This is a genomic window from Streptacidiphilus carbonis, from assembly GCF_000787775.1.
Classification (GTDB): domain Bacteria; phylum Actinomycetota; class Actinomycetes; order Streptomycetales; family Streptomycetaceae; genus Streptacidiphilus; species Streptacidiphilus carbonis.
This window is the reverse complement of the sequence record NZ_BBPM01000003.1, coordinates 105984-119901: the sequence shown is the minus strand read 5'-3', so window position 1 is coordinate 119901 and position 13918 is coordinate 105984. Positions and strand designations below refer to the sequence as shown.

The 13918-nt window shown below is 71.6% G+C and carries 13 protein-coding genes; 8 read left to right on the top strand and 5 right to left on the bottom strand.

The annotated features are described in order from the left end of the window. Positions 1–27: 27 nt before the first annotated feature. Genes TR46_RS03315 through TR46_RS03300 form a run of 4 tightly spaced genes read right to left on the bottom strand, consistent with a single transcriptional unit; the run spans position 28 to position 4299 of the window. Positions 28–1272 carry an amidohydrolase family protein gene (locus tag TR46_RS03315; protein ID WP_042393105.1) on the bottom strand — a complete coding sequence of 415 codons (1245 nt, stop codon included), beginning with the start codon at positions 1270–1272 and terminating at the stop codon, positions 28–30. Continuing rightward, the gene (locus tag TR46_RS03310) at positions 1269–2594 is read right to left on the bottom strand and encodes an amidohydrolase family protein (protein WP_042393102.1); all 1326 of its coding nucleotides are present in this window, start codon (positions 2592–2594) and stop codon (positions 1269–1271) included. Before TR46_RS03310 ends, TR46_RS03315 begins: the two co-directional genes overlap by 4 nt. Next, positions 2594–3484: an SDR family NAD(P)-dependent oxidoreductase gene (locus tag TR46_RS03305; protein ID WP_042393099.1), complete on the bottom strand. Its 891-nt coding sequence runs from the start codon at positions 3482–3484 to the stop codon at positions 2594–2596. Before TR46_RS03305 ends, TR46_RS03310 begins: the two co-directional genes overlap by 1 nt. Further along, on the bottom strand, positions 3484–4299 hold the full coding sequence (locus TR46_RS03300) for an acetoacetate decarboxylase family protein (protein ID WP_042393097.1): 816 nt from the start codon (positions 4297–4299) through the stop codon (positions 3484–3486). Before TR46_RS03300 ends, TR46_RS03305 begins: the two co-directional genes overlap by 1 nt. Before the next feature lie 83 nt (positions 4300–4382). On the opposite strand from TR46_RS03300, the gene TR46_RS03295 reads away from it, so the two are divergent. The 7 genes from TR46_RS03295 (at position 4383) to TR46_RS03265 (ending at position 11990) form a co-directional block, all read left to right on the top strand. Then, positions 4383–5057 carry a TetR/AcrR family transcriptional regulator gene (locus tag TR46_RS03295; protein WP_042393095.1) on the top strand — a complete coding sequence of 225 codons (675 nt, stop codon included), beginning with the start codon at positions 4383–4385 and terminating at the stop codon, positions 5055–5057. 143 nt (positions 5058–5200) lie between these two features. Beyond that, positions 5201–6064, top strand: a complete 864-nt coding sequence (locus TR46_RS03290; protein ID WP_042393093.1) for a nitrilase-related carbon-nitrogen hydrolase — start codon at positions 5201–5203, stop codon at positions 6062–6064. A 7-nt stretch (positions 6065–6071) separates the two neighbouring features. After that, positions 6072–7454, top strand: a complete 1383-nt coding sequence (locus TR46_RS03285; RefSeq protein WP_042393091.1) for an aspartate aminotransferase family protein — start codon at positions 6072–6074, stop codon at positions 7452–7454. After that, positions 7451–8860 carry a dihydropyrimidinase gene (gene hydA / locus TR46_RS03280; protein WP_042393090.1) on the top strand — a complete coding sequence of 470 codons (1410 nt, stop codon included), beginning with the start codon at positions 7451–7453 and terminating at the stop codon, positions 8858–8860. The genes TR46_RS03285 and hydA overlap by 4 nt, the downstream gene beginning before the upstream one ends. Before the next feature lie 65 nt (positions 8861–8925). Further along, positions 8926–9936: a TIGR03842 family LLM class F420-dependent oxidoreductase gene (locus TR46_RS03275; RefSeq protein WP_042393088.1), complete on the top strand. Its 1011-nt coding sequence runs from the start codon at positions 8926–8928 to the stop codon at positions 9934–9936. Positions 9937–9950: 14 nt separating this feature from the next. Next, entirely contained in the window at positions 9951–11495 is a 1545-nt protein-coding gene (locus TR46_RS03270; protein ID WP_042393085.1) for an NCS1 family nucleobase:cation symporter-1, read from the top strand. 120 nt (positions 11496–11615) lie between these two features. Continuing rightward, on the top strand, positions 11616–11990 hold the full coding sequence (locus tag TR46_RS03265) for an MmcQ/YjbR family DNA-binding protein (RefSeq protein WP_042393083.1): 375 nt from the start codon (positions 11616–11618) through the stop codon (positions 11988–11990). 18 nt (positions 11991–12008) lie between these two features. Here TR46_RS03265 and TR46_RS03260 read toward each other — a convergent pair whose 3' ends face one another. Beyond that, on the bottom strand, positions 12009–12821 hold the full coding sequence (locus TR46_RS03260) for a LysR family transcriptional regulator (RefSeq protein WP_042393081.1): 813 nt from the start codon (positions 12819–12821) through the stop codon (positions 12009–12011). A gap of 120 nt (positions 12822–12941) precedes the next feature. Here TR46_RS03260 and TR46_RS03255 point away from each other — a divergent pair, with 120 nt between their 5' ends. After that, complete coding sequence (locus TR46_RS03255) at positions 12942–13829, top strand: NmrA family NAD(P)-binding protein (RefSeq protein WP_042393079.1); 888 nt, start codon at positions 12942–12944, stop codon at positions 13827–13829. The last annotated feature ends 89 nt before the right edge of the window (positions 13830–13918 follow it).

Below are 13918 nucleotides of genomic sequence, written 5' to 3'. Positions count from 1 at the left end.
CCGGGCTGGGCGCCCCTGGGATTCCGCTCACCACACTCTGACGGATCCGCCCTTGGCGAAGGCCGGGCTGGTGGCGCCCGGCGGGGGCGCGGGGAGGGGTTGGGCGACCTCGGCGACCAGGGGGCCGGTCTTGGCGGCCAGGGCGTCCAGCGTCGGGAGGTCGAAACCGTACACGCGGGCGGCGTTGGCGCCGACCATGGCGGCGACCTCGGGGTAGGGGAGGCCCGCGTAGGCAGTGCGGAGGGCCTCGGTGGTGTAGGGGTAGGTGCCCTCGTCGTGGGGGAAGTCGCTGCCCCACATGATCTTGTCCAGGCCGATCCGCTCGCGCAGCGGAACCTCGTGCGCGCGCATGAAGCTCGCGCCGACGAAGCAGTTGGACTCCCAGACCGCGCGCGGTCCCGCGCCCATCGCCTCGGCCAGCCCCGTCCCGAACTTGGACTCGGCCGTGGCGGCCCTGGTCGCCGCCCCCACCAGCCGTCCGTGGTAGTAGTCCAGCATGTCCAGCACCCCCGGGATCCACCCCGAGCCCTGCTCGGTGAGGACCAGCCGCAGCCCCGGGTGCCGGCGGAACGCGCCGCCGAACACCAGGTGCCACAGCGCCCGGTGGGAGAACCAGGTGGTCTCCACCATGAACACCGCCCGGGCGGCCGGCTCCTCGCCGAGCACCGGTCCGGCCGAGCCGCCGTGGTGGTTGACCGGGACGCCGAGCTCCGCGCAGACCGCCCACAGCGGGTCGTACGCCGTCGAATACAGCTCCGGGACCGGCGACCCCGGCGGGACGCCGGGCAGGACCACCCCGCCGGTGAGCCCGGCGGCGTGGCAGCGACGCACCTCGGCGGCGGCCGCGTCCACATCGTTGAGCAGTACCTGGAAGGTCCCGGCCCGGCGGCCGGGCGCCAGCGCGCAGAAGTCGGCCATCCAGCGGTTGTGGGCCTGCAGTCCGGCCCAGCGCAGCCGGTACTCCTCGGGCGTCGGCACGGCGGCCGTCAGCGAGGTGCTGGGGTAGAACGGCGGGACGGTGTTGGGGAACACCACCTCGGCGACGATGCCGTCCTGCTCCAGCTCGGCGAGCCGGCGGTCGGAGTCCCAGTTGCGGTCGGCCTCGGCGGCTTGGAGGTCGGCGAAGGGGTTGACGTAGGTCGCGGCCCAGGCGTCGAACACCTCGTGGAACCGGGAGTCCAGGTAGGGGCGGTAGTCCAGCAGGTCGGCGCCGGCGTGGCAGTCGGCGGAGATGACGGTGTACCGCTCCGGGGTCTCCTGAGGCTCTGTCACAGCGTCCTCCCCTCGGTCGGTGCCGCCGTGCCGATGAACGGGAAGTCGTGGCCGGTCAGCCAGTGCCGGCCCACCTCCCGGGCGGGCGCCCAGGCGGCCTCGACCGCCGACTGGTCCTCGGGCTGGCCGAGGTCGGCCGGGGTGGGGCCGATCCGCCGCGCGATCGGGGCGAGCCTGGCGGTGTCGAAGCCGAAGACCTCGGCGCAGGACAGCCCCAGCATCCGCCGGGTCTCCCCGATCGGGATGTCGTGGAAGGAGGTGCGCATCCACTGCCGGGTGTTCGGCCAGGTGCCCTCGGGGTGCGGGAAGTCGCTGCCCCAGCAGATGGCGTCCACGCCGATCTCGTAGCGGTGCGCCAGCTCGCGCCGCTTGGTGTTGGTCGCGGCGATGAAGCAGTTGCGGTCGACGTAGGCGCTCGGCGCCATGGTCAGCTCGGAGAACGGCGACAGCTTCTTGCCGCCGTGCGCGCCGAGGTAGAGCCGGTCCATGAACCACAGCAGATTGGGCAGCCACCAGCAGCCCGACTCGGCCACCCCGAAGCGCAGCCCGGGGAACCGCTCGAACACGCCGGACCAGAGCAGGAACCACAGCGGACGGGAGGGCCAGAAGGTCACCTCGGTGACATAGATCCCCAGGTGGTCGCCGTACTCATGGCGCGGGGCCGCGCCCGAGTGGGTGACCACGGGCATCCGCAGCTCCTCGCAGACCGCCCAGACCGGATCGTAGCGCCGGTCGTGATAGGGGGCTTTGTCGACCCACATCGAGGGGATCATCACAGCGCGCAACCCGGAGGCGTGCGCCCGGCGCACCTCCGCGACGACCGCCTCCACCTCGCCGGTGATCGGCAGCAGGGCCACCCCGGCATGGCGCTCCGGTACCGCGCTGTCGGCGATGAACTCGGCCAGCCAGCGGTTGTGGGCCTTGGCCCCGGCCATGCCCAGCACCGGGTCCTGGTCCCCGCTCAGCCCGAGGCCGACGCCGAAGGGTGCGGCGGTGGTGCTGTCCACGGCGTCCGCGTCGGGGAACACCACCTCGCCGGCGACCCCGTCGCCGTCCAGCTCCTTGTCGCGCTGCGCCGCGTCCCAGCCGCCGCGCAGGCCCTCCTCGTGCTCCTCGAACCACTTCCGGGCGAAGGCCTCGTTGCGCACCCCGAGCCGGGTCGCGGACTCCCTGCGCTGCGCCGCCTCGGCGAGGAACCCGTCGAAGGCCTCGTGGTGCGCGGCCTCCAGGTAGGGGCGGTACTGCTCGGTCGGCAGCCCGGCGTGGCAGTCCGAGGAGACGATCAGATAGGGCTCGGTGTAAGGGTTCTGACCAGTCGTCATCAGTCATCTCCGATGATGAACTTCTCCAGGTACGCGGGGTTGCTGCGCTCCAGCATCGACTGCGAGCGGGCCCGGATCTGCCGGTCGCTGTGCTCGCTCGCGGGCAGCATCCAGAAGCGGTCGGCGCGGATGCCGTCCACCACCGTCCCGGCCACCTCCTCGACCGGCGTGAACTCCACCTGCTGACCCGCCGCCTCCATCGCCGCCTCCCACTGCGCGAGGCTCCGGTACGGGGTGCGGCGCGGACGCTCCTTGGCGAAGCGCTCCGGCCGGTTGCGGTGCGACTCCCACAAGCCGGTGCGCAGCATGTGTGGGCCGGGGAACAGCACCGAGGCGCTGACCTGCGCCTGCTCGGCGCGCAGATGGGCGTAGAGCGACTCGGTCATGGTGACCACCGCCGCCTTGGTCACCGCGTACACCGAGGCGGTGGGCAGCGGGGCGATCCCGCCGTCCCCCGAGGAGGTGTTGACGATGTGTCCGGGCGTCCCGGCCTCCAGCATCCGGGGGACGAACGCCTGGATCCCGTGGAAGACGCCCCAGACGTTGACCGCGAAGGCCCACTTCCAGTCGTTGGGCTCGTGCTCCCACATCCGGCCCTCGGCGCCCGAGCCCACCCCGGCGTTGTTGCAGAGCACATGCACCGCACCGAAGGCCCGGTACGCCGCGTCGGCCAGGCCGACCACGCTCTCCCGCTCGGAGACGTCCACCACCTGCCCGACCGCCTCCGCGCCGCGCTCGCGCAGTCCGGCGACGGCCTTGTCCAGGGCCGGCTCCTCGACGTCGGCGAGGACCACTCTGAGCCCCTCGGCGGCGAACCGCTCCGCCATAGCCAGGCCGATGCCGCTCGCGGCGCCGGTGACCACGGCCACCCGTCCGGGAAGCAGCTCCATCACTCACCACCGCCCGGTACCGGCGGCGCGTCCAGCACCTGCATCGGGTCGTCGTAGCGCTGGTGGACGTAGGGCAGCAGCGCCTGTGCGCTGACCCGCTCGACCACCCGGCCGCGCTGGTCGGAGGTCTTCTCGCCGATGGTGATCTCCAGCAGCCGGCGCACCGGCAGGTCCGCCACCGGGTCGAAGGCCGACTCCCGCAGGATCACCTCGCCCTCGACGGCCTCCAGCCGCCGGACCCGCTCGTTGCGGGTGCAGTGCACCAGCACCGGGTCCAGGTCGAAGCCCTCGCCGTCGACGGCGGGCAGGAACTTCAGGTAGAAATCGAGCTTCTGCACCGGTTCCGGGACCGGCAGTTCGCCGGTGACCCGGCCGACCACCTCGACGAAGGTGATGCCGTGCCGGGTCAGCGTGGCCCGGACCCGGTCGCCGTCCGGGTGGCCTTCCCGGTCCACCGCCACCTCGCCGAGCTTCTTGGGCTCGCCGAACACCTCCCGGCCGCCGATCAGCGCCCGCTCGGTGCTCATCGGCATCACCAGCGGGTACCAGCCGCTGTGCGCGCCGTGCTGCGCGCTGACCGCGAACGACCCCGCCCCCAGCGGCGATCCGAACAGGTCGACCTGGCTGATGTTGACCCGGACCAGGGCCCGCTCGGCCGGCTTCAGCGGCGGCGGCAGCACCTGGGCCACCGCGTCCGGGTCGCTCTCCCAGACGGCGACGACGCCGGTGGACCAGATGTCGGGGAGGACGGCTCGGCTGCTCCTCGCCGCGGCGATGTCTGCTTCGGTGCGCGGACCGTAACGTACGCGTGCCATGAGTGGTCTCCCTTGCTGCGTTGAGGTCTGTAACACTGTTACTCCGAAACGCGTGAAGGGTAAAGGCCGAAGGGCAAAGGAAGATGACGGACCGTCAGTCGATAGATCGGGAAGGCGTGCTGCTGGCCGCCGAGGCGCTGGTGCGGGACCGGGGGCCGTCGGCGCTGACCATGCGCAAGCTGGCCGCGGAGCTGGGCGCCGCCGTCACCGCGATCTACTGGCACGTCGGCAACCGGGAGGCGCTGCTGGACGAGCTGGTGCAGCGCACCGTCCGTGAGATGGGCCAGATCGAGGCGCGCGGGTCGGACCCGGCGGCGCGGGCGGAGTCCGTCGCGCTGGCGCTGCGGCGCAAGCTGCGGGCGCGCCCCCACCTGATCGCGCTGGTGCACGAACGGGGGCTGACCGAGGTGATGATGCTGCCGGCGCAGCGCGCCCTGGTGCACGAGGCCCATGCCGCCGGGCTGCGCGGCGCCGCGGCGGCCGAGGCGGTCCGGGTGCTGCAGTTCCATGTCGTCGGCTTCGTCCTGGTGGAGCGCAACCGCGAGCGCGCGCCGCGGCAGCGGCCGGGTGAGCCGGAGCTGTGGGGCGCGGAGACGGCGGAGCAGGACCCGGCCCTGGCCGCCGCGCTGGCCGGGGCGCCGGACCCGGAGCGGCTGTTCGAACTGTCCACCCGCGCGCTGATCGCCTCGCTCTGGCCACGGCCGGTCGTGGGAGGTCAGGATGGGTTCCGCCAGGGTTTTCCGCCGCCGATGGAGTGATCAGCGCGCGCCGCGGGAAACAAGAACGTCTTCGCTGTGTTACGCCCGACGTATTGCCAGGATTACGTTGATCGTCCTACGGTCTACGCACGTAGACAGACGGGTGGACATGTCTGCCCGTCGGTAGAAGGTGAGGGTGTGTCATGTCCGACCCCGCTCAGAGTTCCTCCCAGACCGTCCGCGCCGCACTCGTCCAGACCAAGTGGACCGGCGACAGCGCCTCCATGATCGACCTGCACGAGCGCTACGCCCGTGAGGCCGCCGCCCAGGGCGCCCAGATCATCGGTTTCCAGGAGGTCTTCAACGCCCCCTACTTCTGCCAGGTGCAGGAGGAGGAGCACTACCGCTGGGCCGAGGCCGTGCCCGAGGGACCCACGGTCACCCGGATGCAGTCGCTGGCCCGTGAGCTCAGCATGGTCATCGTCGTCCCGGTCTACGAGGTCGAGCAGCCCGGGGTGTACTACAACACCGCGGCCGTGATCGACGCCGACGGCAGCTACCTCGGCAAGTACCGCAAGCACCACATCCCGCAGGTCAAGGGCTTCTGGGAGAAGTACTACTTCAAGCCGGGAAACCTGGGCTGGCCGGTGTTCGACACCGCCGTCGGCCGGATCGGCGTCTACATCTGCTACGACCGGCACTTCCCGGAGGGCTGGCGCGCGCTGGGCCTGGCCGGGGCACAGCTGGTCTACAACCCCTCCGCCACCAGCCGGGGCCTGTCCGCCTACCTGTGGCAGCTGGAGCAGCCGGCCGCCGCCGTCGCCAACGAGTACTTCGTCGCCGCGATCAACCGGGTCGGCGTCGAGGAGTACGGCGACAACGACTTCTACGGCACCAGCTACTTCGTGGACCCGCGCGGCCAGTTCGTCGGCGAGCCGGCCTCCGACAAGGAGGAGGAACTGGTCGTCCGCGACCTGGACTTCGGCCTGATCGAGGAGGTCCGGCACCAGTGGGCCTTCTACCGCGACCGGCGCCCCGACGCCTACGGCCCGCTCGCGGAGGCCTGAACCGACCATGCCCGATCAGAGCCGCGCAGCCGAGACCCGTACCCTGCACCAGCGCCACCGCGCCGTCACCCCCGCCTGGCTGGCCACCTACTACCGCGAACCGATCGAGCTCACCCACGGCGAGGGCCGGCATGTCTGGGACTCGGCCGGCAACCGCTACCTGGACTTCTTCGGCGGCATCCTCACCACCATGACCGCCCACGCCCTGCCCGAGGTCACCAAGGCCGTCGCCGAGCAGGCCGGCCGGATCATCCACTCCTCCACGCTCTACCTCTCGACCGGCATGGTCGAGCTCGCGGAGCAGATCGCCGAGCTCTCCGGCATCCCGGACGCCAAGGTCTTCTTCACCACCTCCGGCACCGAGGCCAATGACGCCGCGTTGCTGCTGGCGACCGCCCACCGGCACTCCAACCAGGTGCTGGCGATGCGGAACAGCTACCACGGCCGCTCCTTCACCACCGTCGGGATCACCGGCAACAGCTCCTGGTCGCCCACCAGCCTCTCGCCACTGCAGACCCTCTACGTGCACGGCGGGGTCCGCACCCGGGGCCCGTTCGCGCACCTGTCGGACGCCGACTTCATCGCCGCCTGCACCGAGGACCTGGAGGACCTGCTGGGCCAGGTCGGCGGCAGCGTCGCGGCGCTGATCGCCGAGCCGATCCAGGGCGTCGGCGGCTTCACCTCCGGGCCGGACGGACTCTTCGCCGCCTTCAAGCGGGTGCTGGACCGGCACGGCATCCTCTGGATCTCGGACGAGGTGCAGACCGGCTGGGGCCGCACCGGCGAGCACTTCTGGGGCTGGCAGGCGCACGCCGAGGCCGGTCCGCCGGACCTGCTGACCTTCGCCAAGGGCATCGGCAACGGCCTGTCGATGGGCGGCGTGGTCGCCCGTGCCGAGGTGATGGACTGTCTGGACGCCAACTCGATCTCCACCTTCGGCGGCAGCCCGATCACCACCGCCGGCGCCCTGGCCAACCTGCGCCACCTGCTGGAGCACGACCTGCAGGGCAACGCCCGGCGCACCGGCGCGATCCTGGTCGACCGGCTGCTCGCGGCCGGACTGCCGGTGGTCCGGGAGGTGCGCGGCAAGGGGCTGATGATCGGCGTCGAGCTGGTCGACGCGGCCGGCGAACCCTCGCCCGCCGCGGCCGGCGCCACCCTGGAGCACGCCCGTGAGCTGGGCCTGCTGATCGGCAAGGGCGGGCTGTCCGGCAATGTGCTGCGGGTCGCCCCGCCGCTCTCGCTCACCGGCGCTGAGGCCGTCGAGGGCGCCGACCTGCTGGTCGAGGCGCTGCGCCGGGCCCAGGCCGAGACCCTCGCCCCGGAAGTCCCGGAAGCCCCCACAGCCCCCGCAGCCCCCGCAGCCCCCGAAGGGAGTCGACCCGCATGACCCTGCCCCGCACCGTCATCCGCAACGGCCTGGTCGTCACCGCCGCCGAGGAGGTCCACGCCGACGTCCTGATCGAGGGCGAGCGGGTGGTCGCGCTCGCCGCGACCGGCAGCTCGGCGGCCCAGACCTGGACCGCCGACACCGAGTACGACGCCACCGGACGCTACGTCCTCCCCGGCGGGGTCGACGCGCACACCCACATGGAGATGCCCTTCGGCGGCACCAAGGCCGCGGACACCTTCGAGACCGGCACCCGGGCCGCCGCCTGGGGCGGCACCACCACCATCGTCGACTTCGCCATCCAGTCGGTGGGCGGCTCGCTGCGCGACGGCCTGGACGCCTGGCACGCCAAGGCCGAGGGCAACTGCTCCATCGACTACGGCCTGCACATGATCATGTCGGACGTCACCGAGGACTCCCTCAAGGAGATGGACGTCCTGGTGGAGGAGGGGGTCACCTCCTTCAAGCTGTTCATGGCCTACCCCGGCGTCTTCTACAGCGACGACGGCCGCATCCTGCGCGCAATGCAGCGGGCCGGCGGCAACGGCGGCCTGGTGATGATGCACGCCGAGAACGGCATCGCCATCGACGTGCTGGTCGAGCAGGCGCTGGCGGCCGGCCGCACCGACCCCCGCTACCACGGCGAGGTCCGCCGCGAACTGCTGGAGGCCGAGGCCACCCACCGCGCCATCCAGCTGTCCCGGGTGGCCGGCGGCGCGCCGCTCTACATCGTCCACGTCTCCGCCGAGCAGGCAGTCGCCGAGATCTCCGCCGCCCGCAGGCTGGGTCTCAACGTCTTCGGCGAGACCTGTCCGCAGTACCTGTTCCTGTCCACCGACAACCTGGCCGAGCCCGGCTTCGAGGGCGCCAAGTACGTCTGCAGCACCCCGCTGCGGCCCCGTGAGCACCAGGCCGCGCTCTGGCGCGGGCTGCGCACCGACGACCTCTCGGTGGTGTCAACCGACCACTGCCCGTTCTGCTTCAACGGGCAGAAGGAGCTGGGCCGGGGCGACTTCTCCAAGATCCCCAACGGGATGCCCGGCGTAGAGAACCGGATGGACCTGCTGCACCAGGCGGTCCTGGACGGCCACCTCTCCCGGCGCCGCTGGATCGAGCTGGCCTGCGCCACCCCGGCCCGGATGTTCGGCCTGTACCCGCGCAAGGGCACCATCGCCCCCGGCGCCGACGCCGACATCGTCATCTTCGACCCGAACGAGCGGTACACCATGTCCGCCGCCACCCACCACATGAACGTCGACTACTCGGCGTACGAGGGCAAGCAGATCACCGGCCGGGCCCGCACCGTGCTCTCCCGCGGCGCCGCGGTGGTGCACGACGGCGAGTACGTCGGCCGTCCCGGCCACGGCACCTACCTGCCGCGCGGCACCTCGCAGTACCTGATCTAGATCCGGATCGAGCCATCGATCCGACTCCCTCTCAGCTGATGCCATCTCAGGACAGGAGCCACAGCATGGACTTCGGCCTCGTACTACAGACCGACCCACCCGCGCAGCTGCTCATCGACCGGATGAAGCGGGCCGAGACGGCCGGGTTCGGCCACGGCTGGACCTTCGACTCGGTGGTGCTGTGGCAGGAGCCCTTCGTCACCTACGCCCGGATCCTCGCCGAGACCGAGCGGATGACGGTTGGCCCCATGGTCACCAACCCGTCCACCCGCACCTGGGAGGTCACCGCCTCCCTGTTCGCCACCCTCAACGACACCTACGGCAACCGCACCGTCTGCGGGATCGGTCGCGGCGACTCCGCGATGCGGGTGGCCGGCCGCAAGCCGGCCACCCTGGCCCGGCTCAGCGAGGCGATGCACGCCATCAAGGAGCTGGCCGAGGGCCGGGAGACCGTGGTCGACGGCACCGCGATGCGGCTGCCCTGGGTCAAGGACGGCTCGCTGCCCGTCTGGATGGGCGCCTACGGCCCCAAGGCACTGGAGCTGACCGGACGTCAGGCCGACGGCTTCATCCTGCAGCTCGCGGACCCCTTCCTCACCGAGTGGATGGTCAAGGCCGTCCGCAGCGCCGCCGAGCAGGCCGGCCGCGATCCCGGCACGGTCTCCGTCTGCGTCGCCGCCCCGGCCTACGTCACCGACGGCAGCGCCGGGCAGCTGGCCCACGCCCGGGAGCAGTGCCGCTGGTTCGGCGGCATGGTCGGCAACCATGTCGCCGACCTGGTCAGCCGCTACGGCGAGCACTCGGACCTGGTGCCGGAGGCGCTGACCGACTACATCAAGGACCGGGCCGGCTACGACTACAGCCACCACGGCCGGGCCGGCAACCCCGACACCGCCTTCGTCCCGGACGAGATCGTGGACCGCTTCTGCCTGCTGGGCCCGGTCGAGGCGCACCGGGAGAAGCTGGAACAGCTGCGCGCCCTGGGCGTCGACCAGTTCGCCGTCTACGCCATGCACGACGCCGTCGAGAGCACCATCGACGCCTACGGATCCGAGATCATCCCTGTCTTCAGCTGAATCGAGGGCCCACGTTGTCTGCAACCGCCCAGCCCGCCGACCTGACCCACAGACAGATAACCGCCCCGGACGGACGGGTGGAGCTCGCACCCGGCGTCGTCCTGGACGACCCGCGCTTCGCCAACGGCGACCTGCTCCCGGTCCCGCTGGAGAAGCGGCGCTGGACCACCTACAACTACATGGCCCTGTGGATCGGGATGTCGCACTGCATCCCGTCCTGGACGCTGGCCTCCGGCCTGGTCGCGCTCGGCATGGACTGGAAGCAGGCGGTGTTCACCATCGGCCTGGGCAATCTGATCGTGCTGGTGCCGATGCTGCTCAACGGCCACGCCGGCACCAAGTACGGGATCCCCTTCCCGGTCTTCGCGCGCGCCTCGTTCGGAGTGCGCGGGGCCAACCTGCCGGCGATGATGCGGGCCGCGGTGGCCTGCGCCTGGTTCGGCATCCAGACCTGGATCGGCGGCTCGGGCATCTTCGTGCTGGCCGGCAAGGCCTTCGGCCACGGCTGGGCCGACGCCTCCACCATCGGCGGCTACGCCTGGACCCTGTGGCTGTCGTTCCTGCTGTTCTGGGTGCTGGAGATCGCCATCATCGCCCGGGGGATGGAGACCCTGCGCCGCTTCGAGAACTGGGCGGCGCCCTTCGTCATCGTCGGCGCGCTCGCGCTGCTGGCCTGGATCATGGTCAAGGCCGGCGGCCTCGGCCCGCTGCTGGACCAGCCGTCGGCGCTGGGCTGGGGGAGCGGCTTCTGGAAGGTCTTCTTCCCCTCGCTGATGGGCATGATCGGCTTCTGGTCCACGCTGTCGCTGAACATCCCCGACTTCACCCGCTTCGGCGGCAGCCAGCGCGCCCAGCTCTGGGGCCAGGCGCTGGGCCTGCCCACCACGATGACCTTCTTCGCGCTGCTCTCGGTGCTGGTCACCTCGGGCTCGCAGGCCGTCTTCGGCGCCCCGATCTGGGACCCGATCCAGCTGGCCGGGAAGATGGACAGCATCCCGGGCACCCTGTTCGCACTGCTGGTGGTGCTGATCGCGACCATCTCCACCAACATCGCGGCCAATGTGGTCAGCCCCGCCTACGACCTGTCACACCTGATGCCACGCTTCGTCAACTTCCGTACCGGGGCCCTGATCACCGGTGTCATCGGCATCGTGATCTTCCCGTGGAAGCTCTACTCCAACCCGAACGTCTACATCTTCACCTGGCTGGGCACCGTCGGCGGCCTGCTGGGCACGGTCTCCGGCATCCTGATCGCCGACTACTGGATCCTCCGGCGCACCAGCCTGCACGTGGACGAGCTCTACCGGCACAGCGGACGCTACTGGTACGCCGGCGGCTGGAACTGGCGGGCAGTGGTGGCGCTGGTGGTGGGCGCGGTGCTCGCGGTCGGCGGCTCCTACTCGGCGCTGGACGCCAAGGGCGTGAAGCAGGGGCCGTTCCCGGTGCACGGCCTGATCCCCTTCCTCAAACCGCTGGCCGACTACGGCTGGGCGGTCGGCCTGGCCTCCTCGATGCTGCTCTACACCCTGTTCAGCCTCGACCGCCGCGAGCGCCCCTGACCCCCGTGGCCCGAGCCGCTGGCGTCCCCCGAGCCGCTGCCGTCCCCCGAGCCGCTGCCGCCCCGCCTCGCCGTCGGGGCGGCAGCCCTGTTGTCACCCCCGGGCCGTAGAATCCTGAGGATGAAGGCAGTTCCCCCGCTCGACGCCGACGACGTCCGCCGCATCGCCCTGTCGCTGCCGCAGACGGTGGAGAAGGAACTGTGGAACCATCCGACCTTCCACGTCGCGGGCCGGATGTTCGTCACCGTCCCCGACGACGGGACGTCCTTCGCGGTGCGCTGTCCGAGGATCGACCGCTATGAGCTGATCGCCTCCGAGCCGGACAAGTTCTGGGTGCCGCCGCACGAGGCCAACTCCTCCTGGGTGCGGGCCCGTCTGGCGGCGCTCGACGATGTGGACGAGCTCCGTGACATCGTGGTCGACTCCTGGCGCCAGGCCGCCCCGGCGGAGCTCGCGGACCTGCTGCTTCCGACGGATCCCGGGCCGCGGGGCTGAGGTCCGGACGGGCTGCCGTCAGCGGCGTTCGGTGAGTGCTGATGTCGCGACGTCGAGGAAGTCCTGGACGTGCCGGTGCTGCCGGCCCTCGGCCACCGCGAGGCAGAGCTCGAAGGTCCCGGTGTCGGTGACCGGGCGGTGGACCAGGTCCGGGCGGGCGTAGTAGCGGGCGACGCTGCGCGGCACCAGGGCGATGCCGACGCCGGCGGCCACGAGTTCGAACTTCTCCTCGATCGTCGTGGCGCGTCGGGTCGCGGGGTCCAGCACCGGCTCGCCGTCGAGGTCGGCCCGGACCAGTCGGCGCCGCCGCGCCAGCGGATGGCCGGTCGGTAGGCAGGCGACCTGGGGCTCGCTGCCGATCGGGACGGTGCGCAGGCCCTCGCCGTCGAAGGGCCGCCGCAGATAGCCGATGTCGGCGCGGCCGTCGCGCAGCGCCTCGGCCTGGTCGTACCACTTGAGGTGCAGCAGTTCGATCTCCACCCCGGGGTGGGTCTGGGTGTAGGCGCGGACCGCGGTCGAGAGGGTCAGCCCGGGGGCGAAGCCGATGGCCAGCCGGTCGGCCCCGCGGGCGGCGCCGTGGGTGCGCTGGGTGGCCGCGTGGGCGGCGGCGAGCACGCCGGGTGCGTCCTTCTGCAACTGCTCGCCCGCCGGGGTCAGCCGTACCGCGCGGGTGGTGCGCTCCAGGAGCGCGCAGCCGAGCTCCTGCTCCAGCGCCCGGATCTGACGGCTGAGCACCGGCTGGGCGATGTGCAGCTGCTCGGCCGCCCGGCCGAAGTGCCCCAGCTCGGCGACGGCCGTGAAGTACCGCAGCTTGCGCAGGTCCAGATCCATGCCTCCAGGGTATCAATCTTCCGGAAGAGGTATTGGACCGGCGCGGACCGACCGGCGCAGGGTGGGAAGCACGCGGCGACCGGGCAGAACGTTCGCCGCCCGTCTGGAGGTCTGCTTTCCATGATCGTCATTACTGCGCCCACCGGTTCCGTCGGCAGCGGCGTCGTCGGGAACCTGCTCGGCGGTGACGAGCCGGTCCGGGTGGTCGTCCGCGACCCGGCCAGGCTCGCCCCGCAGGTGCGCGAGCAGGCCGAGGTCGTCGTCGGCTCGCACAGCGAGGCCGACGTCGTCGACCGGGCGTTCGAGGGCGCCGACAGCGTCTTCTGGCTGGTGCCGCCGAACCCGCGGGCGCCGACCCTGCTGGACCACTACACCGGCTTCAGCCGTGCCGCCTGCGACGCGTTCAAGAACCACGGGGTCGAGCGGGTCGTGGTGGTCTCGGCCCTCGGCCGCGGATTCCCCGGCTGCGCCGAGAACGCCGGGCTGGTCTCGGCGTCGCTGGCGATGGACGACGCCATCGCCGCCACCGGCGTGGGCCACCGGTCGCTGACGCTCCCCGGGTTCATGGACAATGTGCTGCGCCAACTGGAGTCGATCAGGAGCCAGGGCGTGTTCTCCTTCACCGTCCCCGGCGACCTCAAGCTCCCCAGCTGCGCCGTCCGCGACATCGCGGCCGTCGCCGCCGGCCTGCTGCGGGACCACTCGTGGAGCGGGTCGGGGTCCGTCCCCGTGCTCGGCCCCGAGGACATCTCCATGAACGGGATGGCGCAGACCATGTCCGAGGTGCTGGGACGTCCGGTGCGCTACCGGCAGACGCCGGTCGAGGTCTTCAGGGCCACGCTGCTGGAGCACGGGATGTCCGAGGCGATGGTGAAGGGGATGGTCGACATGATGGTCGCCAAGGCGGCAGGTCTGGACACGGTCGAGCCGCGCACCCCGCAGGGGAGCAGTCCCACCAGTTTCCGCCAGTGGTGCGAGGAGGTGCTCAAGCCGGCCTACGCGGCCTGAGCCGGACCGAGGCAGCCGCCGGGCCGCCCGGGCACCGGCCGTCGCCCTCGGTCTGACGGCCGGTCGGGCGACGGTGCGTCGGACGAGAG

What these genes read in the sequence shown, in the direction of transcription:
- TR46_RS03260 (WP_042393081.1), bottom strand. Translation starts at nt 12,821, where the DNA reads ATGGATCTGGACCTGCGCAAGCTGCGGTACTTCACGGCCGTCGCCGAG.
- TR46_RS03310 (WP_042393102.1), bottom strand. Translation starts at nt 2,594, where the DNA reads ATGACGACTGGTCAGAACCCTTACACCGAGCCCTATCTGATCGTCTCC.
- hydA (WP_042393090.1), top strand. Translation starts at nt 7,451, where the DNA reads ATGACCCTGCCCCGCACCGTCATCCGCAACGGCCTGGTCGTCACCGCC.
- TR46_RS03255 (WP_042393079.1), top strand. Translation starts at nt 12,942, where the DNA reads ATGATCGTCATTACTGCGCCCACCGGTTCCGTCGGCAGCGGCGTCGTC.
- TR46_RS03305 (WP_042393099.1), bottom strand. Translation starts at nt 3,484, where the DNA reads ATGGAGCTGCTTCCCGGACGGGTGGCCGTGGTCACCGGCGCCGCGAGC.
- TR46_RS03295 (WP_042393095.1), top strand. Translation starts at nt 4,383, where the DNA reads ATGACGGACCGTCAGTCGATAGATCGGGAAGGCGTGCTGCTGGCCGCC.
- TR46_RS03285 (WP_042393091.1), top strand. Translation starts at nt 6,072, where the DNA reads ATGCCCGATCAGAGCCGCGCAGCCGAGACCCGTACCCTGCACCAGCGC.
- TR46_RS03265 (WP_042393083.1), top strand. Translation starts at nt 11,616, where the DNA reads ATGAAGGCAGTTCCCCCGCTCGACGCCGACGACGTCCGCCGCATCGCC.
- TR46_RS03275 (WP_042393088.1), top strand. Translation starts at nt 8,926, where the DNA reads ATGGACTTCGGCCTCGTACTACAGACCGACCCACCCGCGCAGCTGCTC.
- TR46_RS03290 (WP_042393093.1), top strand. Translation starts at nt 5,201, where the DNA reads ATGTCCGACCCCGCTCAGAGTTCCTCCCAGACCGTCCGCGCCGCACTC.
- TR46_RS03300 (WP_042393097.1), bottom strand. Translation starts at nt 4,299, where the DNA reads ATGGCACGCGTACGTTACGGTCCGCGCACCGAAGCAGACATCGCCGCG.